Here is a 26,666-nt window from a genome sequence, read left to right on the forward strand (position 1 = left end):
GGCTTGCAGTTCGTTGTTACTACGCATTTTTTTCGAATATGTCTATTCCATGCGCCTGCAAGATCTCCCCGGGTAAGAGCGAAATCTTTCCCCTACCTGCCGCATTTACGTTTACTGGTTCCGTGTGGTTATTGGACTTCAGCTTACTGTGGAGCCTCGTCCCAAGTATCCGCCTGATGCGATTCCTGTTCGTCAGGCCAAGGGTTTGCTTACAACTTCCTTCGGATTCCCCGTCACCAGGGACACCCTTGTTGTTCAGCTATGCGCTTCCCACCACCGGGCGCGCTCGGGACTTTCACCCGTTAGATTTCGCCCATGCCGGGCGCACCCAGAAAAACCACCTGTCACGACCAGTGTGACAGGTGGTTTTGTCTTTGCGAATCTCAGAGAGTCTCCGGCGCGATATCCAGTTCGATCAGCTCTCCGCCCAGCGGGACAGAGCATAGGTACGCGCCCTTCACCGGGCCCTGCCCCAGCCGCTCCAGCACCCGGGCATAGGCGGTGATCTGAGGGGTGTACTCCCCTCTCAGCCGCTGGCGGAAGGCCTCCTCGTCCTCGCCGTCGAGGCGCTTATCGGTCTTGTAGTCCACCACATACCAGCCGTCCTCCGCCAGGATGGCCAGGTCGATGACGCCCTGCACGTCCAATACCCGATCCCGGGCGGCGTCGCTGGTGATGTGGTCGGACAGGTGGCGGTACAGCTCTCCGGTCTGTTCATCGTCCTTTTCCGCCCGCAGGAAGAAGGGCAGCTCCGGGAAGCAGCGCGCCCCCCGCATCTTCCGCCGCAGTCCGCTGTTTTCATCCGACAGGAAGGACGCGGCCCCGGCGGCCTGCTGGGCAAGGTGCTCCATGGGATTTTTACCGTCCTCCGTGAGGCCCAGCATCTTCAGTTGCTTCTCCGTCACCGTGCCCTCCGGCAGCGTCTCGAACACCGCCTGCCGGGCAAACGTCAGCAGCTTCTCCGAATCGGTCTCGCCGCTCCGAACGGCCAGCTCCATCACCCGGTGGACGATGGTGCCCCAGTCGGGGCCGTAAGGCCCACCGGACGCCTCCGCCGGGGAAGCGGTTTCGCCGTCCTCCGCCGGAGCGGTGAGTTCCTCATCTTTCTCCTCGTCCTCCGGGGCGGGTGCGGAAGCGGCGGTCTCCTCCGCCTCCTCCGGCTCCGCTTCGTCCGGGCGGTTGACCACGCTCCGGGCCTGATGCTCCAGGCGGCTGGGGGTGATGGCGTAAACGCGGTTTTCCGCCAGCTTGGTGGAATCGGCCTCCAGCTGCTCCTCCATCACATCCGGCTCCACGGAGACAGCCTGCGGAGGCGTGGGCGGTTTCTGCCCCAGTGCGGCCGAAGCCTGCGTCAGCTGCCCGTTCAGCAGCGCCCCAAAGGCCGCGCCGAACATAGCGTCATCCTCGTCCGCCATTTTCATCCGGTCCGTCAGCGGCTTCCAGTAGGGCAGATAGCCCGCCCCATCCCCGGCAAAATATTCCGGGCCGCTGCATACCACAAGCATCGTCTTTGCGCGGGTAGCCGCCACATACAGTAATCTGGCATACTCCGCTTCCAGATACTGGCGCTCCTCTTTCTTCTGCTGTTCCCACTTTTCCGGCCAGGCCACGGCAAAATCGGCATCCCTCGGTCCTTTTCCGCCGTCCCACGTCTGCGGATGCAGGGCGGCATACTCTTTCACCGTGCCGCCGCGGGATATGTGGCGCTGGGGGGGAATGTCGGTTTTCCGCCAGCCGTTGGCGAGGATCACGACCTCCCCCTCCAGGCCCTTGGCCTTGTGGAGATTCATGACGCGCACGGCGTTTTTCCGCGGCTCCAACTCCAATTCCCGCTCGTACGTTTTTTCCGCGCACGCAATGGCACAGGCCGCCAACGCCGGGAAGCTCCGTTCCCCGGAGCCGCGCACCAGATTCAGATACTGCTGTACAGCGGCGTATATCTGTCTGCGCCGGGACAGGTCTGTCTCCGCCATGCCCTTCCAGAGGCCGTAGCCGCCCTCCATCAGATGTTCAAGCACCGCCATGGCAGGCAGGGTGCCCACCATGCGGCGGAGACGGGCGATCTCCTCCAAAATGGCGCACAGCTTCAGCAATCCTTCATCCCGGGGCGTCTCCGCCTCCAGCGCAAGACGGATATCCGCCATCTGCTTCGGATACAGCAGGCCCGTCAGAGAACCCTTGCCCGTCCGCACCATCAGCTTGCGAAGCATCTCATCTTCGGTGGCCGGCCCTGGGTAGCACCCTCTGAGCACCCTGATGAGCAGACGGTCATCCCGGGGCGCAAGCATCGACTGCAGGTGCAGAACGCCGCAGGCAATGGGCGGTATATCGGAAAAGGCCTGCTGACCGGAGGCCTCCACATCGACGCCCACCTGTTTCAGCGCGCTTACATACTCCTCTACCGATCTCCTGTTGCTGGTCAGGACCAGAAAATCCCCGGGCCGCGCGGCATGGGGCCCTTTCCCTGGGTCGCTGCCCACCGGGGCGCCCGTGTCGATCATCGTGCGGATAAAGCTTGCCACCTGATGCGGATCCAAGCTCTCCCCGTACATCTGGAAGGTCGGATAGGATACCGTCCGGGCCAAGGAGCAGGCGCCGTGCCGGGCGTCCATAGCCACGTAGCGGGCTTGGTAGGTCCCCCCCGTGAACCCGACAGCCCCCGAAGCGCCGGCATTCGGGTCGAACACCCTGTCCGCCAGGTCGCAGATCTCCTTCGCGCTGCGGAAGTTGTACCGCAGCGTGACCTTTTCGCCCACGGTCCCGGTAGCCGGGCCGTTGGCAGCAAGGTCTTCTTCGCTCTGGAACAATTTCTCCAGAGTGTTGTACACGCCGATGTCCGCGCCCCGGAAGCGGTAGATGGCCTGCTTGGGGTCGCCCACCAGAAAGAGGCTGCCGGGCACGGGGCGGCAATTGCGCCAGTCGGTCTCATCAAAGCTCTGTTCGTCGGTGGTCAGGTAGAACAAAAGCTCCGTCTGCACGGGGTCCGTGTCCTGCATCTCATCCACATACAGCACCTTGTAGCGCTGGTGGAAATAGCTCCGGGCCTCCCGGTCGTCCCGCAGCATATCCCGGCAGCGCAGCAGCAGGCCGTCATAGGTGGCGGTGTGCCGCTTTGTCTGCTCGGCCCGGTAATCCCGCAGCAGTTCGTCCATGTCCTTCATCAGGCGGCTGTGGAGCAGTGGCCCCGCCGCCTCCCGCAGGGCTTGCGCCTTGGGGCCGTTCCATACCTTGTCCACGGCGTCGCCCGTTTCAGAATCCCGGAACTTCTTGCTTTGATTATTGCGGGTGTTCCACCATTTCTCCGGCATGTACAGCGCCTGCCACGCCAGACGGCAAATGGCTGCTGGGTCCGCGGCAAAGGCGACCGGGTTCATGTCCACGGTCCTTTGAAGCGCAGGCTCGAGGACCGGCTCTTCAACGCCAATGTCATGCAGCGTCTTTTGCAGGTCCACGGCCAACCTCCGGACGCTGCTGTCCCACTGCCCCAGCTTCGCCGGGTCCTGGCAGTATTGAAGCTCCGCCTCGCCATTGCCGCGCAGCTCCAGGAACCACTTTTCCAGCTGCGCCGGGGACACCCCCATCTCCTGAGCGTCACGGAACAGGGTCGTGTTCTTCTCCTGCAGGCGGCGGCGCAGATACGCCTTTGCCTCAGGCGTATCGTCCTCCTCCACCTGCATATCCAGTCCCAGCGGAGATGCAAAGGGCATGGCCTCCAGCATGGTCTGGCAAAAGCTATGGATGGTGCTCACCTGCATCTGTCCGCTCTCGCGTATCAGAACCTCCAAACGTTTCCGCAGAGTCTCGTCCCCGCCGGCCTTCGCCATGTCGCGGCGCTGGCACAGCTCATCATCCAGCTTTTTTCGCAGTTCCAGCGTGGACTTGTTTGTAAAGGTAATGGCCACCAGCTCCTTCGGCTCGCAGTACCCCGTCACCAGCTGGTTCACGATGCGCCGCACCATGAGCGTGGTCTTTCCGGCGCCGGCGCCGGCCTCCACCAGATAGTTCCGGCTCTTCTTCTGAAAACCCTCTCGAGTAAACCCACTGCCTTCCAGCAGGGCTCTCTTCTCGTCTTCTGTCATCATTAGCCCTCCTGTTCCGGGCAAATACCGGCAAATTCGCACCAATTTTTACACGCTTTCTGAGCCTCTCTGACAGCGCCCGTCCTCATCTCGCCTGGGAGCTTGGCTGTTTTCTTCTCCTTATAACAGGGCATGCAGTCCGGTCTTCCGCCCTCCGCGGCAAGCCGGTCCAGGATCCAGGCGATGCGCTGGCCGCAGGTGTTGCGCATGGTCTCGTCCTCCTTCATCTCCACCAGCTCCGCCTCCTCCCGCAGGAAGAGGTATCCGGCCTTTTTCACCTGGCGGCCGGGCGTGATCTGCTCCTCCGCCAGGGAGTAGAGATAGTGCTGCCAGTGGCGGTCCATCTCGTCTTTCATTTTCTCAGGGTCTCCGGTCTTGTAGTCCAGCACGGCAATCGTGCCGTCCTGCAGCTGATCCACCCGGTCGATGCTGCCCTGCATCCGCAGCGTCCAGCGCTGGCCGAACGTCATCTGCTGGCCGGAGAACTTCTTCTCGGTCTCCAGGACCTTCCGCCGCTCCTTCGCCGTCCAATCCACGGCGCGCTCCAGAAACAGTTTTATCTGCTCCCTTGTCTCCTGCTCCAGCTCCGGACGGGGCAGCGGCGCCACATCCCTCAGCCCGGGAAATCTCTCCTCGAAAATGTCCTCCCAGTTCCTTTGCTGATCCAGCTTGTAATATTCCTCCAGAACGGCGTGGCAGAAGCTGCCGATCTCCGCGGAGTTCAGCCAGCGGTCCTCCCGGCGCTTTACCGGCTGGGGGGCGCGGACCTTCAGCATCCGCTTGAGGTAGAAGGCATAGGGGCAGCGGGTCACATCCTCCAGCATGGTGGCGGAGAACTCCATCGCCTGCAGCTGGTCCCGCCGGGTCATCATGGGGTGGAGCTGGAATGTCTCGCCGCTCCCCTCGCCATGGACCTGCGGTCCCTCGATCCGCACCGCGCTCTCCTGCAGGAGCTTGTCCGTCGGCAGGACGTCCGTTTGCGGAATATAGCCTACGGTCTCCCAATGTCCGCCGGAGGCGTCCCGGAAGAAAGGCTCCGGCTCCTGGGGGAGCATCCGGTCGCTGTCAAAGTCCGGGAAGGACAATACCAATTTGCCCCCGTGACGCACCAGCAGCGTCAGCAGGCGGAACTCCCGCTCCTGTCCCCGCTGAATGGAGGTCTTCAGACCGCCCAACACGTCCCGCTCCCGGTCCAGCAAAATGGGGGACTCCCGCAGGCTGCCCTGCATGGCATAGCGGGAGAAGCCCAATATGTACAGGCGCTTACGGCCCGTAAAGGCCGCCTGGGACAGCGGCGCGCAGTACAGCTTCCCCGGCTCCGGGCTGCCACCGAAATAAGAGGTGGTCTCCATCATGCCCAGCAGCCGTTCCAGCGCCGTCTCGCCGCTGTTCAGGCCCATGATGTGCCCGGCAAGGTCCCTTGCCTTGGCATAGGCCGCCGCCTCCTGCGGGCCGATGTGATTGCAGAAGCCAAGGAAGTCCAGCAGGTCTTTCTTCCGGTCCGCCAGCTTCCCGTCCCGGGGAGGCTCCGCCACCGCCGCCAGCAGCGTCAAAAACCGCTTCCAGCTCTCCAGCACATCCTCTCCCGGATATCCGCTCTCGGCGGGGTCATAGCGGCAGGCTAATTCAAGGCGCTCCCTGCCCCAGCCCACTTTTTTGCGGCGGATCCTGTCCGCCAGCCTCATCCGCTTTTCCGGCCTGCAGCCGCCGCTCTCCAGCAGGGCGCAGACCTCCTCAGCGTTGAAATCAGACAGCGGCAGGTCCCGCACCTGCTTCAGCGTCGTGTAGAGCAGGCTGCCCGTCATGGGCAGACCGCCGCCCACGGTAACGGGGAAACCAAACCGCCGTGCCTCCTCATACAGCGGCTGGAGGTACGCGGAGGACAGGCAGACCACCGCACAGTCCTCCAGAAGAAGCTGCTTGTCCAGCATGTCCCGGAGGGGGAAGCGCACCTCGGTCTCCATGCCCCGGCAGGCCGCGAAGCGGGCATTCGCCTGCTGCACCGCACCCACGGCGTCCACCCGGGGCAGATCCTCCGCAAGCGCGCCCACAGGCAGGTCCACGCCCGCGGCGCATGGCAGCTTCACCACCTCCAGCCCGGAGTCCGATGTCAGCAGCTCCAGCAGCCTCCGCTCCAGGGGCGCGGGAGCGTAATCCCCCGGCGCCACGAAGTGGGCGCGACGCAGGGGGCAGTTCTCCTTGCCCGCCGCGATCAGCGCCATACGGAACAGGTCGCCCCGGTCCTTGAACTGCCATGCTGTTTTTTTCTGGACGTAGCGCTTCCGCAGCTCCTGCAGCTTATCACTGTCTCCCGCTTCCTCCGGTATCTCCGCCAGATCCATTTCCATAAAGGTGCGGAAAAAGGCGCGGGTGGCCCGGGGCGTCTTTGCATGGGCACCGCTGTACATCCCGTTGGTCTCATCCATACAGCTCCGCACCAGCTCCGCGCCCTCCAGCTCGTCCAGTACGTGGGTAGATGCGCCCGGCAGGGACATCCACGGCGCGCAGAGCTCCTCCGCCAGGGAATACGGCGTCTCCGCCCGGACTCCCACCAAAATATGCCCTTCAGCCGCCAGCTCGGACAGCATACGCCGTCCCTCCGCCCGGCTGGCCGTCACCAGGATGGTCTCCTCCGGGGCGTGTCTTTTCAGCGCCTCCGCCAGCAGTTCTACGCAGTCTTGTTTCACAGGGTCATCCCTCCCGTCTCAGGTTTCCTGGTACTGCCATTATAAGGTCATGCCCGCTTTGCCGTCAAGACGGCCCGGGTTCCCCTTCGGGAAATGTAACCATGCAGGTGCCGCTCCACGGCCTCCGTCATGTCGTCCTGCCGGAAGACCCGCCAGAGCGCCTTCACGGCGGATTGTCCCAGGTCGCAGACAGCACCGTGGTCCAGTAGGAGCCGGGCGGTTTCCCACCGCCCCCGCACCAGCGCCGCCAGCAGCGGCGTCACAGGCAGTTCCCGCTCCCCGCCGGACAATCGCAGCAGCCCGGGCATCCCCATGTGCTGTTCCTCCGCCTCCGCGCCCAGCTCCAGCAGCGTCTCCACCGTCTGCCGCTGCCCGGCGAAGGCGGCGATGCACAGGCCCGTGCCCGCCAGCTCATAGTCCTTCCCCTCCGGCCGCAGAGTGTAGATTTCCCGCAGCACATCCTTCTGGCCGCAGCGCACCCAGCGCTCCACGCCCCGGACGCGGCCCGCGAAGCACATCAGCGCCAGAGGGGAATTGGCGTGCCAGACGCCATCCTTCGTCTCCCAGGTCAGGTCCCTCCGGCCCTCATACAGTCCCCGGGCCACCAGCTCCCGCTCCTCCGCCTCCGGGCAGTCCCGATCCAGAAGCGCCAGATAGCTCCGGTTCTCCTCCGGCAGCCAGCGGAACAGCAGCCCGCCGGATAAGACCTTCCCCGGCTCGGGCCTCACCCCCGCTCCGCCGGGACGGCGGACGGACAGCAGCAGCGCCCGCACTGCCTTCGGCGCGCCGTCCTTCTCCTGGCAGCGCAGCAGGTCCCCGGTATCCTCCTCCGGTGGGATGGTGCCGGACTCCAGCGCCTTACGGATAAGCCGCAGATTGCCACAGGACAGCAGGCTCCGGGACAGGCCGCTGACACCCCGGGCGGAGGACGGTGGCAGAAAAGTCACGTATTTCAGCAGCGTCTGCAGGACCAGCGGCGGCGTGCGGGGAGGCACGCTGTCCCGGTCCATCACGCAGGTCCGCCCTTGGCACGCCCGGTGCAGGAGCGCGCACACCTTTTTTACGGGGCGGAATAGCAGGGTCTCCTGAAGCAGGGAGAGGTTCACCCGCTCCGGCAGCAGCTCCGTCAAGAAGTCCAGCAGTTCCTCGCTTTCATCATGCACGATGCCCCAGCGCAGCAGCAGGCTGGCCTGCTTCTCCTGCCGGAACACACTGGGCGCGTGCCGCGCCAGGACCCGCAGCCGGGCGTCGTCCTCTTTCCGATCCTCCCACCAGATTCCCGGAGACATCTGGCCGCCCCCCAACAGCCCGCAGACTGCTTCGGCAAGCTCCCCGGCGCTGTATGGAAGGCGGCGCAGTTCCTCGTCCAGCTGCTCCGGAGAACAGTTCTGGATAACGGCCCAAAGCGCCATGGGCCGGGGCACGCCGCCCTCCGCCAGCACCGCCCTGCGGCAAGCCTGATACCGCCCGTCCTCCTCCCGGTCCCGCATCATCAGTGCCCGGGCAACGGAGGGGGCCTCCTCCCGCCACGCGCCCCGGGCCATCAGCAGCCGGGCGCAGCCCGTCCTGCCGCAGGCTACGGCCGCGGCGAGGGGCGTAGCCCCCCAAAAGGTGAGCCGGTAAAATTGGGCCGGCAGCCCCATCTCGTTCTCCTCCATGACCCGCAGCATGCTCTCGTGCCGGGCGGAGTACGGCTCGCCGGGCATGGGCATCACCATCTGATGGACGTAATGCCCGGAGACCCGGGCCCGCAGGCTCCGGGCTGCGTCCGGCGAGGCGCTATTTACGTCCCAGCCCCGGTCCAGCAGACATTTCAGGTGCTCCCGCTTGCCGCAGGCCGCCGCCAGCAGGGTCAGGGAACCCCGCACCTCCGTGCAGTGGTTCGTCCGGCGTCCTCCGGGCATCCTCCGGATAAAGGCCCGCCCCACATACTCTCCCCCCGGCAGCCTGTCCAGCAGCCGCGCAAAAACCGGAGCCGGGGCGTTGTGCAGCGCCCATTCCAGGCACTGCCCCGCCGCGTCCCGGTCCATGGGCCGGTCCATGGCGTCCAGCCGCGCGAAGACCCGCTCCCAGCGGCCCAGTCCCGCCGCCGTCAAAATCTCCTCCTCGGCGGCGAACCGCCGCAGGTGCTCTCCGATCTCCTCTATCCGCTTTTGCAGTCTCATTGATATCCTCCTCCGCGGTTTTCTCTGTGGCCATTTTACCGGAAAGCCCTTTTCAAATTTGAGTAGGCATCGAAACCGGCAAAACCCACGGCCTTGCCAAATTTGGAAAACCCCCGCTGGTATGATGCGGACAGACACAGCGAAACGCCAAAAAACGGAGGTTTGCATATGGACATCTTTACGGAGCAATATTCCCGCCTCTCCCCGGCCGACCAGCGGACATTTGACCGCAAGTGGGGTCCCACGCCCTGGAAGGTCCCGGCCAAGAATCAGCCGCATCTGCGGAAGGCCTGGAAGCGGGACCTGGACCCGCCGCCGTCCTATCCCCGCTGGGAGATGGACGCCCACCCCGATTCGCCTCTGTGGATGGCCCTGCGGGCCAAGAACCGCCGGGCGGCCTTGGCCCTGCTGGACAAAACCCCCTCCCTCACCCGGGAGGAGACCGGGCGCTGCGCCCTGCTGACGCTGCAATGGGCGCCGGACCTGCTGGAGCGCGTCCTGGCCCTGGGGCCGGACCGGCCCTACTGCTGGCTGCGCCACGAAATCACCCTGTCCCGGGAGCGGGGTTTGCGGCTGCGGCTGTGCGGCTCGCTGATGATGATCGCCGCCGCTCTGGACGACCTGCCCGCCCTGGAGGTTCTGCTGCGCCGGGGAACTCCGGCGGACTTTAACTTCCGGCGGGACCGCTGGAACATCGTCAGCGACCTGCTGATGGGCGGCGTCACCATGGGGGCGCTGGACTCCCCGTCGTACAGCCTGCGCCAGATTTTCCGAGGCATCCCTGCCCCGGACGACAGCAGCCATGTGCTGCTAAACGCCGACCCCCTGTCCGCCGCCATCTTCTGCAACGCGAAGCGCTGCGCCCTGCGGCTGCTGGAGGAACCGGAGGTCACGGTCAATCCCGCCGTCCGCCGGGCGCTGGCCATCACGCCGGGAAACGAGACCCAAACGCTGGTGGCCGCACGGCTGGACACGCCTCTGGAGGAGCTTTTGCAGCCGGGGGACTTCGGCCCGGAGCTGGACCACCCCCTGCTCCTGCCGGTGCTGCGGCGCAATCCCAACATCTCCCGCTCTCTGGCGCTGCGTCTGGCGGAGAACTACCACAGCGCCCCGGAGGGAATCGGCGACCTGCTGCTTGCCCTCGTTGACCCGGCGCTGCTGGGCGACGTGCTCTGGGAGGCCTGGTGCCACAACAACCGGCGGGACAGCATGCTGGAGCTGGCGGAGCAGTTTTCCCTGCCGCTGGACCGCTGCCGGGTCCCGGAGAAGACGCCTATTGGGCAGCTTGAGGAAGCGCTGGAACACTTCCGCATCACCGGGTCGCCTCCGGAGGGCGGGCTCAGCGGTCTTGCGGCCTCGCTTTTGAACCTGCTGTCTCCCCCGCCGGGCGGCGCGGGTATGACGGTGGAGCATCTGCTCCACCTGCCCAGTGCCGCCCAGGTCCTGAAAACCGAGGACCCCGCCATGGTGGCCGCCTATCTGAACAGCGTCCCCGACGTCCCCGCCGAGCAGACACTGCCGCTTCTGAATCTGCTGAATATCCGCAAGGAGGTCTCCTATGTTCTCTAAACTCTCAGACCGTAATAGCCTTGATGTCAACGCATCCGACCGCTTCGCCTGGTACAGGCAGAACGGCGGCGAGAACCAGGAAGAAATGGAATGGCGGGTCACCCTCCGCTGGCTTGAGGAAAACCTTCCCCAGATGTATATCCGGAATTTCGACGACCTCCTGCGGCGGGGCCGGGAGCTGCGTCCCGGGGAGCTTTTAAGCGAGATCAGCTCCGTCCACGCCTCGCCCATGGTGGAGCTGCTCTATCCCCGGTCCCCCAGCCTGTTTCTGAACAGCCAGCTATACAGCCTCACCCCCACGCTGATCAAAGGCTTTGTCCAGCCGCCCTTTACCCAGGAGGTTTTACAGGAATGCACCTATTCTAAGGACGCCCGCCTCAGCGCCGCCTGCCTCTTCGCCCTGACCGGCTCCCTGACCTGTCTGGAGGCCCTGCTGGACCTGGGCGCAGACCCTAACGGCCTGGACACACCGGAGAGCTGGAGCTATATCAAGCTTCTCAACGGTAAGATCCTGCCGGTGTCTCCCATGGACTGCGCCCTGCTGTCCGGGCAGGAGGACTGTCAGCAGGCGCTGGAGCTGTTCGGCGGCGTCTCCCTCCATGAAAATCTTCCGTCCTGAGGCCGCTTACCAAATTTGAACAGCCGCCTGCCTTATCATGGGCTCAAGAAAACCAGTCAGGAGGTCTCACCCATGAAACCTGATCCCGCATCCTTCGCCCTGTTTGACGCCGATATTCTCAGCCAGCTCAGCGGCCGCCCGGCGGTCAGCCTGTTCGGCCGCCTGCTCCCCGTCAAGACCACGGGCCGCTTCGAAGCGCTGCAGGAGCCGGAGCTCATCGACGCCCTGTACCACCTCAACTACCCTGGCTCTTACAGCCGCCTGAAGAAGCTGACCCACCTCCTGTCCCCCCAGGACGCCATGGCCGCCTGCCTGTGCGCCCTGAGCGGAACGGAACGGCTGCTGGAGACCGTGCTGGACCACTGTCCCCCCATCCGGGAGTTCCAGTTTCAGGGCGTGGGCAAGGTCACGTCCCTGCTGGCGGCAGCCGCCGCCTACGATAAGGACACAGCGCTGGAGGTCCTGCTGCGCCGGGGGGCCGACCCCGGTCCCGGCCCGGACGGGCAGGATTCGCCGCTGGAAGCCGCCTTCACCAACCAGTCACTGCTCGCCCTGGAAACGCTGCTGGATGTTCCCGGGCTGGAGGTATCTCTGACGCCGCCCATGTTGGAGGTCTGGGGCGGCCTGCGGGAGAACAGCCCCAATCCCCTGCTGGAATGGTGCTGCCAGAGGCTGGCAATCAAGCTGATGGGCATGTCAGCCATCCCGTTTTTTGAGCCCGTTCCCATCCCGCCGCAACTCCGGCTGCGCCACGCTCTGGACTGCGGCAACGGCGCTCTGGCGGCCCGCATCTGCCGGGAGCGCCCCCTGTCGGACGGTGAAATGGACGACGCCAGAAGCTTCCTCGCCGCCTGCGGACAGTCCCCCCTCCTGACAGGGCGGGACTCCCCCTGGGAGCAGGAGGAGTTGCAGGGCCGCCTGTCCTTCCTGCTCAGCTTTCTGGAGACCCACCCCGAGACGCTGGAGGAACCGGTGCTCCGCACCTCCGTGGCGGTGACGGCCCTGGCCCTCCCGGAGCCGGATCCCGCCCTGACGCGCTGGGTGGAGCGGCTGGCGGACGGCCCGGTGGTCCTCCCCCAGCTGCCCTATGTCAACATGCCGCCCAGCGAGCCGGTGATTTTTCCCTTTCAGGCCATGAACATCCCCGTTACGCTGGACAGCAACTTTTTCCCCCGCTGGGACCAGCGGCTGGGCAGCCGCCTGATCCCGGCCCTGGACCGGGGCGCCCAGTCGCCTCTCACCAGCCTGCCGCAGGAGGACCTCCGCCAGGTGCTGGACCGGGTGGCCTTTACCGGGGCGGTGGATCCTGACCGCATCAGCCCCGCGGCAGCCGCCGTGTTGCTGGTGGGACCGGAGGACCAGATGCCCCGCCTGCTGCGGCCCGGCGGACTGCTGGCGGAGGAATCCCCTCAGCAGCTGCTGGACGCCTGCCAGCAGCTCCCGGCCAGCAGGCGGAACTTCATCCTGCCCTACATCCGAAAGGAGGCACAGTATGCACTTTGAACAGACTCCCGAAGAGATGGAGGCTCTGGCCCGGAAGCTGCTGCTCTACTCCCGCCGCCGCCTCACCCACATCTCGCCCGTCCTGCTGGAGAGCGTCTACGCCATGCCGGACAAGGTCCGGCCTACCCCCGGCCCCCTGTCCACCGACGGCCGTTTCCTGTGGTTCTACCCCCAGCGGGTGCTGAACGATTTCCGAAAGGACCACGACGCCTTGGCCAGACAGATTCTCCACATCACATCCCACTGCCTGCTGGGGCATCTGGAACTGCGGCCCACCTTCCCAAACGCCAAAAACTTTGACGCGGCCGCCGACCTGAAGGCCGCCCAGTTCGCCGAGGCCATCTACGGTCTCTCCTTCGTCGATCCGAAGCTGGAAAAGGGATGGGGCAACTCTTACAGAGGCTTTGAGCACCTGCGTCCCCTGTACGAATCGCTGTCCACCGGGCAAGAGCAAAGGTCTTCCTCCCTCATCAAGGCGGCCCGGTTTGACGACCACGCCCTCTGGACGCCGCCCCCCGCCGCCCAGGGCTGCGGCACATCCTCCGGGCAGGACGGCGGGACGCCGGCATCGGGCGGCTCTCCCAACTGGGATCAGCTCCGCCAGTCCATGCTGAACGGCAGAGGTGGGAAGCTCCCCGGCGACGCCGCCGGGCTGCTGGCGCAGAGCTTCTCCGTCCCTGACCGGGGCATGTCCTATGCTCACTTTCTCCGGCGCTTCGCCGCCCCCCAGGAGCGGATGCTGCTGGACCCGGACTCCTTCGACGTGCGCTGGTATCACCTGGGGCTGGAATACTACGGCGACATCCCTCTGCTGGAGCCCTCGGAGCTTAGCGAACCGCCCCTGCCGGACGACCTGGTCATCGCGCTGGACACCTCCGGCTCCTGCAGCGGCGAGGTGTGCAAGCGGTTCCTCAAAGAGACCCTCGGCATCCTGCGGGACATCTCCGGAAGCGCTTCCCGGTTCCGGGTGCTGTTTCTCCAGTGCGACACCGAAATTCAGCAGGAGCTGCTACTGGAAACCCCGGAGCAGGTGGAGGAACTGTTCCAGAGCTTCACCGCCCACGGCTTCGGCGGCACTGACTTCCGCCCCGTGTTCGACCGGGTGGAGGAGCGCCGCCGGGACGGCACCCTGCCCCGGGTGCGGGGGCTGCTGTACCTGTCCGACAGCTATGGCACCTTCCCCGACACCCCCACCGACTACCCCACCGCCTTCCTCATCCCAAAGGAGAACCACGGCGGCTTCATCGACAGCATCGGCTGGATCACCCGCCTGTATCTGGATAAGGACACATTTACTTTAAAGGAGGCAAATACGCCATGAAATCCCAGGTCATCGAATCTGTCACCATCGCCCAGGCCCGAAAGGCCATCGCCCAGGCCGTGCGGGTCTACTTCCGCAAGGACCGGCTGGGCCGCTACTGCATGGACCGCCGCCGCGCCCGCCCCCTGTGCCTGATGGGCCCCGCCGGCATCGGCAAGACGGAGATCGTCCGTCAGGCGGCGGAGGAGGCCGGCCTTGCCTTCCTGTCCTACTCCATCACCCACCACACCCGGCAGAGCATCATCGGCCTGCCCCGCCTGGTGCAGGGTGAGGTAAACGGCAAGCCCTGCTCCATGACGGAGTACACCATGAGCGAGATCATCGCCCAGGTGCACCGCGTCATGGCGGAGACCGGCAAGACCGAGGGCATTTTGTTCCTGGACGAGTTTAACTGCGCCAGCGAATCCCTCCGGCCCATCATGCTCCAGCTCCTGCAGGACAAGTCCTTCGGCCCCCACCCCATCCCCGACGGCTGGATGCTGGTGCTGGCGGGCAACCCCACGGAGTACAACCGGGCCGCCTCCGACCTGGACGCCGTCACCGCCGACCGGATGCGGGTGCTGCACATCCAGCCGGACTACGCCGCCTGGCGGGCCTACATGGTCAGCCGCGCCGTCCACCCCGTGGTGCTGTCCTATCTGGACAACCACCGGGACCACTTCTACGTCTACCGCCGGGACGAGAGCGGCACCGCCCTGACCACCGCCCGGGGCTGGGAGGACCTGTCTATCATGCTGACAGAGCTGGAGCTGGCCCACGAGACGCCGGACCTGGCGCTGGTGGCCCAGTACATCCAGGCCGGGGACGTGGCCCGCTCCTTCTTCAGCTACTACACCCAGTACGCCGCCATCATCTCCTCCGGGCTGGTGGAGAAGACGCTGGAGCGGGACCCCGCCGCCGTGGCGGCCATCCGGGACATGAGCTTCGAGCGGGCCTGGGGCATGGTCTCCGCCCTGCTGCACCATGTGCAGACCGGCGCCGAGGACGCCCTGGCGCTGGACGCCACCACTGCCATCGTCCATCAGACCCTCAGCGCCGTCAAAAGGGAGCTGGCGGAGGATCCCGGCATGGAGCTGGACCAGCGGCTGCTGAAGACCGCTGAGGCCATGGAGGACCGCCCCGCCCGCCAGTTCCTGCTGGACTGCGTGTCCATCGTTGCCAAGGGCGGCGGTATGGACGCCCTGAAAACACAGTTCGACCAGGTGCTGAAGGAGCCCCGGATGAAGGCCTATGACACCCTGGCCCAGCAACTCTCCAACCTCATCTCCGTGTGCCGCAAGGCGCTGGCGGACCAGCCCCACCTGGAATTTCTGTTCAACGGCCTGTGCACCAGCCGGGCCATGACCGACGTCCTGGCCTGCAGCCCCGACCCCCAGTTCCGCAAGCTCTTCCAAGATATCTCCTTCGACCCAACCGCCTCCGCCAGGGAGCTGGACGCCCAGCTGGCCCAGGCGTCCGGCAATCCCGACACCTACATGTAATGAGGAGGATTATTCCGATGAAACAGACAATGACCGCCCCCCGGAACGAGACCCCCAAGGCCGCTCCCCTCTGCCGCACCGTGCCCCTGCGCCGCCTCTCCAACGCCCCCCGCCGGGAGCTGGCCTACTGCACCGTCCCCGAGCGGGACTCCGCCGACCAGCTGATCGAGGCCTTTCAGTCCGCTCCCCAGTTCAGCCAGATCTCCCTGGAAACGCTGATGGGCCGCAAGGGCGACAGCGGCTTCCGGGTGGTGCTGCTGGGCGAGAACGACTACTACCTCCGCCAGGCCGCCGTCTACCTCACCGCCCTGTCCCGCAAGGGCCGGAAGAGCCGCACCGCCCCCGCCGCCGACAGTTATTGGGACGACTTCGACCTGGACGACATCGACCTAGAGGACGGCGACTGCCCGGCCAAGGCCGTGAAGAATGCCCTTGTGGTGGTCTCCCCCGCCCTGCTGGATCACACCATCGCCCAGGACGGTCAGCTCCCCGGCAGGTCCGGGGCTATCGCCCAGGCCAAGGCCGAAGCCAAGCAGCTGGACCTGGTGGGACTGGAGAGCGCCGGTATCCTCATCGCCGCCGAATCCGGTCCCGTCCTCTCCGAGGGCGTGGTGGACAAGGTGGACGCCTTTCTGGAGCAGGACGACCCCCAGGACATCTTCGTGGCTGTCAAAGCCAGCCAGACCGACCTGACGCTGTTGGAGGAGCTGCGCTTCACCTACGGCTTCCAGACCTGCCGGGTGGGGCAGGCAGACCAGTCCTACCTGCACCGCCTGCTGGCCCGCATGGCGGAGGATTCGCTGTTGACCCTGTCCCCCGCCGCCGACCTGGACAAGGCCATTGCCCAGCTGCGACGCTACCGGGGCGCAGCGTTCCAGGAAAGCGACCTGGAGCTGCTGCTGCGGCGCGCCGCCCAGCGGAAAGGCCGCAAGCCCCTGGAGACCGCCGACCTGCTGTTCCGCCCCTGCCGTTCCCAGTCCGTTCAGGGCCGGGAGGCCCTGAAGTCCATGGTGGGACTGGACGGCGTGAAGGACGCCCTGGACCGCCTGCTGGCCTCCGCCGCCATGGAGGACCGCCGCCGTCTGAGCGGCGTGGAGATCGCCCCCTCCTGCCGCAACATGGCCTTCTCCGGCCCTCCCGGCACCGGCAAGAGCGTCACCGCACGGCTGGCGGCCCAGATTCTGCGGGAGGAGGGCTGCGGCACCGGCCGCTTCGTAGAGGCGGGCCGGGAGCAGCTCATCGGTTCCTTCCTGGGCCAGACCAGCCCCATGATTGCGGAGCTGTTCCAGCGGGCCAAGGGCGGCGTGCTGTTCATCGACGAGGCGGGCGCCCTGCTGGAAGGCAAAGACGGGCAGGACATCTACGTCGCGGAGGCCGTCAACGCCCTGGTGCGCCACATGGAACTGGAGCCGGAGACCATGGTCATCTTCGCCACCTACCCCGAGGAGATGAAGAAGCTTCTCTCCTCCAACCCCGGCCTGTCCAGCCGGGTGGCCCAGGTGCTGGAGTTTCCCGGCTATGAGGACGGTCAGCTTTTCGACATCTTCCGCACCTTCGCGGACAAGGAGCGCCTGACCCTGCCGGAGGATGCCGCCGATATCTGCGGCCGCTTCTTCAGCGCCCTGCGCCGCCGCAAGGGGGACGATTTCGGCAACGGCCGGGAGGCCCGCCGATTGTTCCAGGCCGCCAAGGAGGAGATGGCCCTGCGGACCATCAGCGCCGCCGAGGTCCCCTCCTCCCTCAGCTCCGCCGACCTGAAGGCCGCCGCCCACCGCCTGCTGGCTCAGGAAAAGGGCCCGGATCAGTCCGCCATCGGGTTCCACAGCTGAAACAAAGGCCGGGAGGAACCGCTCCTCCCGGCCAGTTGCCCTTGTTTTTCAGATACCGCTGTGCTATGATTTTCCTGTCAAAAATTGGCGAACACCGCCCTTGAGCTCGACTGGAGGTCCGCGCTATGTCGTTTGACAGCTTTGTTACCACCGCCCGCTTTGCTCCCGGCTGCCTGACCATCTGTGAAAGACCCGTCAGCAGCATCTCCTGGTCCACCTGGGACGACACGACCGACGGAAACGCCCTGGATCAGCTGTTTGCCTCGCTTCCCACCCCCTGCCAGCTGGACGGCGATGCGTTCCTTGAAAAGTTCAAGGCGATCAGGCCGTCCCTCTTTACCTACCTGCAGATCCAAACCGATGCCGCCCGCGTCACGCTGCACTTCTTACACAAGGCCATCGAAGCCGTTCTGGAGACCGGAGAAGCCTGCCAGATCAGCACGGATGGGATCAGAGACGCGGAGGCGCTCTCCTTTGCCCTGCCGCTGCTGTCCGCCGCAACGTCGGAGGAATTGGAGCTTGCGAAGGATAAGGTAGAATTTTTGATCTCTATATCCTGAGCGTGAGCCCGGTTCTCCCCGCCGCCATCCCATTTCATAGGAGGTATCTGTGATGTGTGCTGTCTGCCATCGCTCCTGCATCCGCTTTGCCCCCGGCAAACTGATCATCGGCGCGCAGGAGGTGGAGGATATCATCGTGGAAAGCTGCTCCCAGGCGTCCGTGGAGACGTTCTCCCGGTACCTGACACAGCTCTCCGCCCCTTGCCTGCTTCCGATGCAGCTTGCTTCCGCGCTCCTTTCGCCGGAGCCTCTGCGCATCTGCCGTCTGATCATCTGCACCGCCGACATGGAGCTGGACATTGACACCCATGCCTGGCGCACCAGAGTTGCCATGGAAGCAGGCGGAAGCTCTCTGCGCCGCACCCTCTTGTTCTCTCGAGCGGACTCCCATCAGCCCCACTGCGGCCATGCCGATTTTTCCCTCTTTATCAAGCGGTCCTTGTACCTCCTGATGAGTCCTTCCGTGGAGGGATTGCGTTCCCATCTGGAATTCATTTCATCAGGCAATGTCTTTTCTTTGGTGGAGCCGGGAGACTTCTGCCCCTTCCCCAGCCGTTGCTCTGTCTGAGACGCCGGAGCTGTCCGAATGCAGCTCTGACGAACAGGAACCCAAACCAATCAGGCTTTATTAAAAAACGGAGGTCGTATGATGTATCGGATAGGTATCGCTAAATTTATCGCCAGTCCCGCAGTGCTCTTTGACTTGCTTGGTTGTGCCGAGCCCACGGAAGCCGGCAGTGAACCCTGCCGCATCAGGATCGGTCCCGACCAGTTTCTGGACATCCATGTGTTCCCCACGCAGTTCAAGTACGACCTTTGGGCTGAAATAAACGGGAAGGTCATCTGCCAAACCGGGCAGGACGTCCCCGAGCAGAGGGACGAAAACGGAGTCCGATTCTTCGATGCCGAGGGCTTCCTGCGTGAACGCCTCGGCTGCGGCAATGCCTGTCGCCCTGAGTGGTACCGCCGGAACGAGTGGGAAGATCTCAAAAGTGACACCTTCTTTGTAGGAAACTGGGGCATGGCACAGTCCTTCGGCATCCGTGGCTCCTTTCCGGCCTTTTATTGTTTCAATCTGCTTTTTGCTCCCGGTGCCCTGACCCTCTGCGACCGGAACGTGCACTTCCTCCACTGGATGTTTCCCTCCTTCACGTGCAAAGGCACCATCCCTGCCGATGAATACCGCCCTCTGATGGAAGCCGCACTGAGCAGCCCGCACCAGCTGAAAATCAGCGACATCGAGTCCCGTCTTCCCGATCTTTATATGGCCCTCCCCTATCCAAACAATTGTCTGTCTTTCGGAACAGACCACGGCACATATCAAATCAGTCTTTCCACCCCCTTCACGCTCTCCATCTCTCTGCCGGACGGCTCAAAGACTTTCTGTGAATTTAATTCTCTGGAAAGCTTGGAACGTTTTCTTCAGGTCACCTCCAAAGAAGAGCTGGACATTCTTCTGCAAAAAATGTCGATTCTGGGTCTGGCGGAAGTCCGCGATGAATGAGCGTTTGCTGCCCTGCCATAATACCGAATACTCAGGAGGCTTTTTATGTTTAATGGTGATTACTACCACTCCCGCATCTGCACCGCCCCCGGCGCCCTGACCATTTGCAGTCAGGACGTGCTGTCCCTTTCCTGGCATACGCGTTCGCCGGAAGTCGATGCCGAACTGTTCCGTCTCTTCGACCCCACCCGGATTGGGGGGCTTCACCTGTCCCACAGCGAGTTCAAAAAGCTGCTGGCAGCGGTTAAGCATCCGTCTGTCGTCTATCTGGCCATCCAGACCGCCGGGAAGCTCTGCGAGCTGGAGCCCTATACCGGAAACATCTCCGTCACCCTGTCCGGCGGCCAGACCTTTTCCTGCACCGCCACGCCGCCCTTCAGCACCAGCGAGCCCAAAGCCGCGCAGGTGGCTGACACAGCCCTGTATCTGCTGGAAGCCGGCACCGCGCGGGATCTGGAGGTCAAGCTGCTTAAAATGAGCGTCCTTGGCATGGCGTCCCTCCCCGAGGGCTGGGCCCCTTCCACCAGTCTCGCATGAGTCCGGTTCGCCCTCCGGTGCCATGAAGCACGCCAGAGAGCTTTTCCCCGGTAAAACACTCGAAAGAGGTGCCGTATGAAAAAAGATGATCTGTTTCCATCCCTGGGGCACACCAACGGCGGATGGCTGGCAAAGTACAAAGGCCGTGTCGGCGATGCATTGAACAGCAGAGACGCTTCGCTCCGCCGCCAGTTCAGGACGTATCTGGATGCAAACCATATTTCCCTCGAAAACGCCCATCTGATTGCCCTAACCATAACTGATGAGACGGCCGACCAGGCGTCCTTATATACGGGGATCCAAAAAGACGTGTGGGATCAGCTGAACAAGAGGCGGGTGTTCATCGGCGCCTTCAGCAGTGAGCAAAAGCTGAAACAGTGGAAATGCTTCGACTCAGACTTTACCACGCTCTTTAAGGATTTAAAGGATGACGGCATTCATACCAATGAGGGCAGCAAGTATCCGTTCATAAAAAGCGGCGCATCGGACGGGCGCATTCTGATCACGGTCAAGCCGGATGAAAGCTGGAAGAAGGTGGAGCAATGAGCGCGCACTGCTGTGAATTATATGAGCTGATGAAGCCGCCGAAGGGCATGAAATTTGTAAGCGGTATCGGCTGCACCTACTCTGCTGACGAAGCGGGTCTTTCCAACATGGAAACTGCCCTGGGGATCTGCTTGAATGGTAAAACATTTGAAGATTTTCAGAATGGCAGCTGCTTTTGGTTGTTCGTACAGCAGGGAAATGTCCCTGAGAAGACGCACAATTACATTGTTCCGTACAGCCCAGATATAGGCTGTCTGCACGCCAAGCTCTTTCTACTGCAATACAGGTCGCAAAAAGACAAGCAGACGAAGATCCGCTGTATCGTCGCCAGCGCCAATCTGACCAACGCGGATGAGTTGAACGTATATTTCTACCTGGATAGTTCTCCTGACGGAGTTGACCATACTTTTGGCTCCAGAATGACAGACATCTTTGCCAGCCTTCTGGCCGGAAAGGCTCCTCCGAAGGCTATCCAAGAGCTCTTTTTGCAGGCAAAATCCTCGGCCTTCTCTCCGTCTCCGGCGTGTGAGCTGCACTTGGTAAATTCACATACACTGGAGCAAATGACCGGAGAAGCGAAAGATGCGGAAAATGTGCTGGTCATCTCTCCCTTTCTGCATAAGGAGATCATAAAACAGCTTCTTCCCGCCAAAGGCACGCTGGTCTCTCGTTCGGACGAATTAGACCGGATGGGGCAGAAGGTTTTGCAGGGTATTACATGCAGGATTCTGCGAAAGGCCTCGGATGACGGCAGCAGTGCATCCCCGGAAGCGCCGAAAGCCAGCGGTGAGGAACCGGTAAGCTCCGCGCTCCACGCAAAGCTGTATCTGTTTGAAGATTCGAAGAAAACCATCGTCTGGCTGGGTTCCGCGAACGCCACCCATGCCGCGTTTTGGCAAAATACAGAAGCTATGGTGCGGTACGAGACGACTACCCCCATATTGGATGATATCCGAAATATGTTCACCGTATATATGCCCTCCCCGCCTGTTCCGAACAAAGGCAGAAGGGAGTTCGAGGAGAAATGTCTTGATATTCTCTCCTCCTTCTCCTGGGACGAGCGCAGCTACCGCATTACCCCCGTCAAGGGCTATACCGTCACACTTAACGGCATACCGGGGAGCTGCTGGCCCAGAGGCAACCGTTGCTGCCACACAGTAGAGCTCCATATTTCAGACGGAACCAGGGAAAAAGTCTCATACTTTATGGTGAATGGAGAGCCGTTGACGATAGGCCCTGATGCCATGCGCCGGAAGTGTGAAGACGCGATGTTCCGCCGCTGGAAAAGCTGCCTGTCCGGCTCAGCCAGCCAAACGGCGCCTTCCTCCGCAAAGAGCAAAGAACGCACGCAAAGCCATTCCAGCGTTCCCTCACAGACGCTGGAAGACCTTCTGCTGAAAAGTCTCGAACACAAGGGGGCTGCGGCTAAGCTGTTGGAGCAGCTGAAGGATGATCTGATTCAGGCGGATGAACGCACGAAGGAAGTCATAAGCCGCGCCATTGAGGCTTTGGAAGCAGTCGTTGACCGAGGTGAACAACCATGAGTGAATTGCAGGAAAAAAACCATTCCATTGCCAAAGGCAAGCTGAAAGAACTGCAGGAAACAAGGTTAAACGGCTTTCAGAACGCCAGTGTCCGCGCTATATGCCGGCATTTTGGGGACGCTCAGCGGGCTCTTCTCGCAGACGAGGTCGGTCTGGGAAAAACAGAGGTGGCCAAGGGTGTGATCGCTGCGCTGGTCGAGAAGCACTGGCGCAGCAAAAATCAGAACAGGCCATTCCGCGTGGCATACCTATGCCCAAATCTGGATGTAGCCGAACAAAATTTCCCCAAACTTCAGCTCTATCCTCCCAGCGCTCCTATCATCCACGCGGATGCTGGCATAGAGGCGGAATTGCTCAAAGCCTTAAATGTGTATAAAGAAACAAACATAGAACCTAAGCTCAGTAAAAGTGTATGCAATTTTCTGGAGGGCTCCTCCGTTTACACCCGTGTCTGTGACTGGCTCATTGCGCTTTATGGCGGTGCTGACCTGTCCGACGCCATGGATAAAAACCTGCAAGCCGTTTATCTGCGCTGTGAGCAGACAGTTGGGTCTCGCGAATGGAGGCGGGCATCGGGTTCGCCGCAGGTCAATAAGCAGGTGGAAGTCAAAGCCAAAAAGCTGCTGGAAAACTGTTTAGAAATTCTGAAAAAAGCCAACCCGGTTTTTTCCGCGCTGTGCTTTCCGGAGCCCGTTGATCCGGGAACAGTATATGAATTCAACAAAAGGGTCGCCAGTCTGCTCAGCTCCGGCATCCGTATCAAGCAGGATTACCGTCTGTCCATGCAGCACCTGTACGAAGCGGAAGCCTCTGCCTTGGCGGAAAGCGATGTCATGCAACTGGAAAGCCTTACCCCCAGTACATCTCTGAAGATTGGAAATCGTTCCGGCTCCAAACATGAACGCGCGCTGCTGAAAGCCACGCTGGACGTGCTCTACGATCCCTGCCCTCAAGAGCCGTTGAAGCTGCTTGGCGACCCTCCCAGCGACCTTTATCGCATATATCACGACCGGATTACAGCCGTAAAAGCAAGTTTTCAAATGGAGGGACTTCCCTCTGCGAAGGATCTGGCGCAATGCAAAACCGTGGCAGAGCTGCGCAGAAAGTTTATTGATACCAATCTGAATAGCCTGCAGTATGACCTAATCATCATGGATGAATTTCAGAATTTCTCCGAGCTGATCACAAACTCAGGTGGCGCACAACAAGCGGAGGCATATGAGGCGGCAAAAAAGCTCTTCCAAAAAAGGGACAGCAAAATTCTGATGCTGTCAGCCACACCATTCCGAATCGCCGATTATGCGGATGGCTGGGAAGAGGAGGTCTCCGATTTGGACCAGCGGAAGCCGGCAAATTTGGATGTGCAGGAGATATACGATGATTTCTTCCGGCTGGCGCAGTTCATGATGCCGGAAAAAAGCGATGCAAATTTTGCAGTCTGGAAAAAAACGTGGGAAGCCAACCGGTCCATGAAGAGCCAGAGCCAGCGGGACACCTGCCGAAAACTTCTCATGGAGGAAGCCGGTATCTTCCGCACGGAACGCAGCCCGGCAGCCCGACACGCTCCTGTCCGGGAGTACCGTTCAGAGGTCATTCCCAGTTTCCGGTATCCAATGCTGGTGAAAGCGGGCCTGCTTGCGGCAAAGAGCGAGGCCTCTATGACCGGCGTCCGGTCAACGCCTTATGCCTGCACATTTTCCTCGGGATACAATCTTAAAAACCCTTGCCTCAGCGGCAGGATGCAGGCGGAGCTCTTTCTCTCCAGGAAAGACCTGGAGGACTCCTCCCCCGATCTGACCAATTGGCCCGACTTTGAAAAACTGCAGCAGGATTTGCTGGAAGGCAAGAAGCCAGAGCAGGCCTCTCCCGTCGGTATGCTGTGGATCCCCCCCTGCAGGCACAGCGGCAAATCCCTTCGCGGTGCCTTTGCGGGCTGGGACGGTTTCAGCAAAACGCTGATATTTTCCAGCAATCAAATGACGCCGAAATCCTTTATGTTCCTGCTGGGGCATAAGGTAAACCAACTGCTGCGGCCAGGAAAGTCTGAAGAATTTTCCGACGAGAACGCAAAGGCACTTCTGAATGCTGTCAGTGAACTGAAATCTTACTCTCGAACAACGGAAGATCTTGCCACCTATTTCTCAACGCTTTTCTCCAGCTCCAATGGCACAGCAGCAGTTCGGAAAGTCTACCCCAACAGAGATTATGCGTCCGCTGTCAATCAGTACTGCGAGGACGGCTGTTTTCCCGAAATGGTCGCGGAATATGTGGGGCTGCTTGCCAGCGAATATACGAACAAAGATGGGACCCCCAGCGATGTAAAAATGGCTAAGGCCGTACGGAAGATGACGGCACTTGCCCCCTCCTCCTGCTCCCTGCTTCTTTCTGACGGTCAAACCGTGTTCAAGTGCCAAGAAACTGTTCCAAATCTCTATGCCGCTGGGCTGTTCTCCAGGGTGAGGGAAAGCGGCGAAAGCAGTGATGTCAGTAGTGACAAGGATACTCTGCCCCGGCTGTCAAACCTGAAAACAGCCTTCAACTCTCCCTTCTGGCCATTCGTGCTCACGACCACCTCCATTGGCACCGAAGGCATCGACCTGCACTGGTATGCCCGGAACATCGTCCATTGGACCGTACCCAGCCGCCCCATCGACCTGGAACAGCGGGAGGGCCGTGTCCTGCGCTACAAATGCCATGCTTTCCGTCTGAACGCGGCATTGCTGAAGGACAGGGATATAGAAATATACCGGAGCCGGTCGGTAAATCCCCTGTGGGAGAAAAGCGGGATGTTCGAGAGCCAGTTGAATTTCTTTTCCAACGAAGAATATGACAGTGAGCATACAGACGGCTGCTATCATGTCTGCCGTTACATCTATTTCCCGCTTCAAACGTCTCAAAACCTGCGGTACGCCCGGGGCGAGCGCGTCGTCCGGCATTACCGCAGGATGCTTGGTCAGGACATAAAGGACTTGCAGGAGCTCCCCGCGAACGGCCAGCGCCTTCCCGTAGAACCGCTGTGCCTGTCTCCCTGGGACGCAGATGCAAACCAGCAGCAGGGAATTCAGAGCATTGTGTCTGGCGGGCCAGCCGGCATATAACTCAATAAAGCCATTTTAACAAAGATGCCGGTAGCCACGAGATGTGCTGCCGGCGTTTTGTTTGGGTGTTTTCTTGCAGATATCAGATAGGTTCTCGGCCAAAGCATTAGATCCTCCAAGTATGCCACATCAAGGCGTTCCATCATTGCAGAACGCAAATGCTGCAAATATTCATACAGTTTCTGCTCATTCCGGAATCATATTATCCTGTAATTGCCGATGTATCGTTACAGCAATGATCAGGTCAGCTTAGCAGATTTCAAGCAGCCAGTTGGCATGCATTTAAAGGAAAGCAACCGTTGGGTAAAGAAAGCCCAGACAATTCCCTGGCTGGAGATAGAGAAGCGGTATGCGGCTCTGTTTACCAACCGCAAAGGCAATGTAGTCAAGCTGCTGCGGCTGGCCCTGGCGCCTGCATCATTCAGGCGGAGTATGGCTACTCCAGCGAGGAGACTGCACTTCAGATTCATGAGAACCCGCATCTGTAGTTTACGTAAAACTTCCCCAGATACCAGCAAAACCACCTGTCACAACCAGCGTGACAAGTGGTTTTACTATGTTTTTGCAAATATTCAGAAAACCTCCGGCGTGATGTCCAGTTCAATCTCCTCTCCGCCCAGCAGGATGAAGCAAAGCTGCGGAATATACACACTCTTGCCAATTTCCCCACGTTCTGATATGATAGCTGCGAAACGCCATCCAGAAGTGCCTTTTCCGGCGGCATTCAGCGGAATTCCTCTTAGATCCGGGGCGGATATTCCCAATACATACAGACGGAGGATCATTCCGTGGAAATAGACGAGAAACTAAAGAAGATCGGTGAAGCCTTCCGCATTGAAGGCACCTACATGGGGCATGAGCAGATCAAGGTCGGCAATGTAAACCAAACTTACAAGGTCGTGTACCGCCAGCCGGACGGCTCACCCAAATACTATATCGTGCAGCGGGTAAACACCTACGCCTTTCGCCAGCCCGAGGAACTGATGCACAACGCAGACCTCATCACGGAGCATATCCGGGCGAAGAAACAGTCGGGTGTGGCGCTGCATTTTCACCACACCAGAGACCGGAAAACATATGTCTACGATGGAGAGCACGGTTTCTGGCGTCTGACGAACTATATCCCGTCCGTGACATACAGCGGCACCAGCGATCCGGAGGTTCTGCGGCGGACGGGAGAGGCCTTCGGTGCGTTCCGGCGGCAGCTGTCCGATTTTCCGGTAACGGATCTTTACGAGACCATCCCCAACTTTCACAATACGCCAAAGCGCATGGAGGCGTTGTTTGCAGACGCGGCGCTGGACCCTGTGGGACGCGCAGGGGAAGCGAAAGAAGATCTGTCCTATCTTGCCTCCGTACGGGAGGAGGCGGAAACGCTGACCCGACTGTACGAAGCCGGAAAGCTGCCCCTGCGGGTCACCCACAATGATACCAAGATCAACAACGTTCTTTTTAACCGCCAGACGGACGAGGCCATGTTGACTCCTCCCACCGCTTACGCAGTGGGATTCCAGAGTACGTAGTAGGTGCCATATGAAGCCTATAAATAGGCTATCACTGGGAACCTAAAATCCTATGGAATCTTGTAGCGGCAATGGTGACGACTCACTCATTAGCGCCGCAG

Annotated in this window: 17 protein-coding genes; 14 read left to right on the forward strand and 3 right to left on the reverse strand. The window is 61.6% G+C overall.

Going from position 1 to position 26,666, the window contains the following annotated elements; genetic code table 11:
- Positions 1-383: 383 nt before the first annotated feature.
- From JQM68_RS10295 to JQM68_RS10305, 3 genes are read right to left on the reverse strand one after another with little or no spacing between them, the layout of a single operon-like run.
- Entirely contained in the window at positions 384-4,079 is a 3,696-nt protein-coding gene (locus JQM68_RS10295; protein ID WP_235222920.1) for a UvrD-helicase domain-containing protein, read from the reverse strand.
- A gap of 2 nt (positions 4,080-4,081) precedes the next feature.
- On the reverse strand, positions 4,082-6,766 hold the full coding sequence (locus tag JQM68_RS13875; RefSeq protein ID WP_235222921.1) for a PD-(D/E)XK nuclease family protein: 2,685 nt from the start codon (positions 6,764-6,766) through the stop codon (positions 4,082-4,084).
- A gap of 47 nt (positions 6,767-6,813) precedes the next feature.
- Positions 6,814-8,931: an ankyrin repeat domain-containing protein gene (locus JQM68_RS10305; RefSeq protein WP_235222922.1), complete on the reverse strand. Its 2,118-nt coding sequence runs from the start codon at positions 8,929-8,931 to the stop codon at positions 6,814-6,816.
- A gap of 168 nt (positions 8,932-9,099) precedes the next feature.
- Between JQM68_RS10305 and JQM68_RS10310 the strand changes: the two genes are divergently transcribed.
- From JQM68_RS10310 to JQM68_RS10375, 14 genes are all read left to right on the forward strand, one after another.
- The gene (locus tag JQM68_RS10310) at positions 9,100-10,500 is read left to right on the forward strand and encodes a hypothetical protein (protein WP_235222923.1); all 1,401 of its coding nucleotides are present in this window, start codon (positions 9,100-9,102) and stop codon (positions 10,498-10,500) included.
- On the forward strand, positions 10,490-11,119 hold the full coding sequence (locus JQM68_RS10315; protein WP_235222924.1) for a hypothetical protein: 630 nt from the start codon (positions 10,490-10,492) through the stop codon (positions 11,117-11,119). Before JQM68_RS10310 ends, JQM68_RS10315 begins: the two co-directional genes overlap by 11 nt.
- A gap of 72 nt (positions 11,120-11,191) precedes the next feature.
- Entirely contained in the window at positions 11,192-12,622 is a 1,431-nt protein-coding gene (locus JQM68_RS10320) for a hypothetical protein (RefSeq protein WP_235222925.1), read from the forward strand.
- Positions 12,612-13,943 (forward strand): VWA-like domain-containing protein, encoded by a 1,332-nt coding sequence (locus tag JQM68_RS10325; RefSeq protein WP_235222926.1) that lies wholly within the window; start codon positions 12,612-12,614, stop codon positions 13,941-13,943. The genes JQM68_RS10320 and JQM68_RS10325 overlap by 11 nt, the downstream gene beginning before the upstream one ends.
- Positions 13,940-15,424 carry an AAA family ATPase gene (locus JQM68_RS10330; RefSeq protein WP_235222927.1) on the forward strand — a complete coding sequence of 495 codons (1,485 nt, stop codon included), beginning with the start codon at positions 13,940-13,942 and terminating at the stop codon, positions 15,422-15,424. Before JQM68_RS10325 ends, JQM68_RS10330 begins: the two co-directional genes overlap by 4 nt.
- 17 nt (positions 15,425-15,441) lie before the next feature.
- The gene (locus JQM68_RS10335) at positions 15,442-17,253 is read left to right on the forward strand and encodes an AAA family ATPase (RefSeq protein ID WP_235222928.1); all 1,812 of its coding nucleotides are present in this window, start codon (positions 15,442-15,444) and stop codon (positions 17,251-17,253) included.
- A gap of 125 nt (positions 17,254-17,378) precedes the next feature.
- Positions 17,379-17,813, forward strand: coding sequence for a hypothetical protein (locus tag JQM68_RS10340; RefSeq protein ID WP_235222929.1), 435 nt, complete (start codon positions 17,379-17,381; stop codon positions 17,811-17,813).
- A gap of 52 nt (positions 17,814-17,865) precedes the next feature.
- Positions 17,866-18,381: a hypothetical protein gene (locus JQM68_RS10345; protein WP_235222930.1), complete on the forward strand. Its 516-nt coding sequence runs from the start codon at positions 17,866-17,868 to the stop codon at positions 18,379-18,381.
- 78 nt (positions 18,382-18,459) lie between these two features.
- Positions 18,460-19,317, forward strand: a complete 858-nt coding sequence (locus JQM68_RS10350) for a hypothetical protein (RefSeq protein ID WP_235222931.1) — start codon at positions 18,460-18,462, stop codon at positions 19,315-19,317.
- Between the two features lie 45 nt (positions 19,318-19,362).
- Positions 19,363-19,854 (forward strand): hypothetical protein, encoded by a 492-nt coding sequence (locus JQM68_RS10355; protein ID WP_235222932.1) that lies wholly within the window; start codon positions 19,363-19,365, stop codon positions 19,852-19,854.
- 75 nt (positions 19,855-19,929) lie between these two features.
- Positions 19,930-20,400 carry a hypothetical protein gene (locus tag JQM68_RS10360; RefSeq protein ID WP_235222933.1) on the forward strand — a complete coding sequence of 157 codons (471 nt, stop codon included), beginning with the start codon at positions 19,930-19,932 and terminating at the stop codon, positions 20,398-20,400.
- On the forward strand, positions 20,397-21,944 hold the full coding sequence (locus tag JQM68_RS10365) for a phospholipase D-like domain-containing protein (RefSeq protein ID WP_235222934.1): 1,548 nt from the start codon (positions 20,397-20,399) through the stop codon (positions 21,942-21,944). The genes JQM68_RS10360 and JQM68_RS10365 overlap by 4 nt, the downstream gene beginning before the upstream one ends.
- Positions 21,941-25,042, forward strand: coding sequence for a DEAD/DEAH box helicase (locus JQM68_RS10370; RefSeq protein ID WP_235222935.1), 3,102 nt, complete (start codon positions 21,941-21,943; stop codon positions 25,040-25,042). The genes JQM68_RS10365 and JQM68_RS10370 overlap by 4 nt, the downstream gene beginning before the upstream one ends.
- A 788-nt stretch (positions 25,043-25,830) precedes the next feature.
- Entirely contained in the window at positions 25,831-26,565 is a 735-nt protein-coding gene (locus JQM68_RS10375; protein ID WP_235222936.1) for a phosphotransferase enzyme family protein, read from the forward strand.
- The last annotated feature ends 101 nt before the right edge of the window (positions 26,566-26,666 follow it).

It is taken from the genome of Oscillibacter valericigenes (genome assembly GCF_021531435.1).
Lineage (GTDB): Bacteria > Bacillota > Clostridia > Oscillospirales > Oscillospiraceae > Oscillibacter > Oscillibacter valericigenes_B.

Bases quoted from the DNA above. Each gene is read 5' to 3' on its own strand.
- JQM68_RS10295 (WP_235222920.1), bottom strand. From the start codon at position 4,079: ATGACAGAAGACGAGAAGAGAGCCCTGCTGGAAGGCAGTGGGTTTACT.
- JQM68_RS10305 (WP_235222922.1), bottom strand. From the start codon at position 8,931: ATGAGACTGCAAAAGCGGATAGAGGAGATCGGAGAGCACCTGCGGCGG.
- JQM68_RS10310 (WP_235222923.1), top strand. From the start codon at position 9,100: ATGGACATCTTTACGGAGCAATATTCCCGCCTCTCCCCGGCCGACCAG.
- JQM68_RS10315 (WP_235222924.1), top strand. From the start codon at position 10,490: ATGTTCTCTAAACTCTCAGACCGTAATAGCCTTGATGTCAACGCATCC.
- JQM68_RS10320 (WP_235222925.1), top strand. From the start codon at position 11,192: ATGAAACCTGATCCCGCATCCTTCGCCCTGTTTGACGCCGATATTCTC.
- JQM68_RS10325 (WP_235222926.1), top strand. From the start codon at position 12,612: ATGCACTTTGAACAGACTCCCGAAGAGATGGAGGCTCTGGCCCGGAAG.
- JQM68_RS10330 (WP_235222927.1), top strand. From the start codon at position 13,940: ATGAAATCCCAGGTCATCGAATCTGTCACCATCGCCCAGGCCCGAAAG.
- JQM68_RS10335 (WP_235222928.1), top strand. From the start codon at position 15,442: ATGAAACAGACAATGACCGCCCCCCGGAACGAGACCCCCAAGGCCGCT.
- JQM68_RS10340 (WP_235222929.1), top strand. From the start codon at position 17,379: ATGTCGTTTGACAGCTTTGTTACCACCGCCCGCTTTGCTCCCGGCTGC.
- JQM68_RS10345 (WP_235222930.1), top strand. From the start codon at position 17,866: ATGTGTGCTGTCTGCCATCGCTCCTGCATCCGCTTTGCCCCCGGCAAA.
- JQM68_RS10350 (WP_235222931.1), top strand. From the start codon at position 18,460: ATGATGTATCGGATAGGTATCGCTAAATTTATCGCCAGTCCCGCAGTG.
- JQM68_RS10355 (WP_235222932.1), top strand. From the start codon at position 19,363: ATGTTTAATGGTGATTACTACCACTCCCGCATCTGCACCGCCCCCGGC.
- JQM68_RS10360 (WP_235222933.1), top strand. From the start codon at position 19,930: ATGAAAAAAGATGATCTGTTTCCATCCCTGGGGCACACCAACGGCGGA.
- JQM68_RS10365 (WP_235222934.1), top strand. From the start codon at position 20,397: ATGAGCGCGCACTGCTGTGAATTATATGAGCTGATGAAGCCGCCGAAG.
- JQM68_RS10370 (WP_235222935.1), top strand. From the start codon at position 21,941: ATGAGTGAATTGCAGGAAAAAAACCATTCCATTGCCAAAGGCAAGCTG.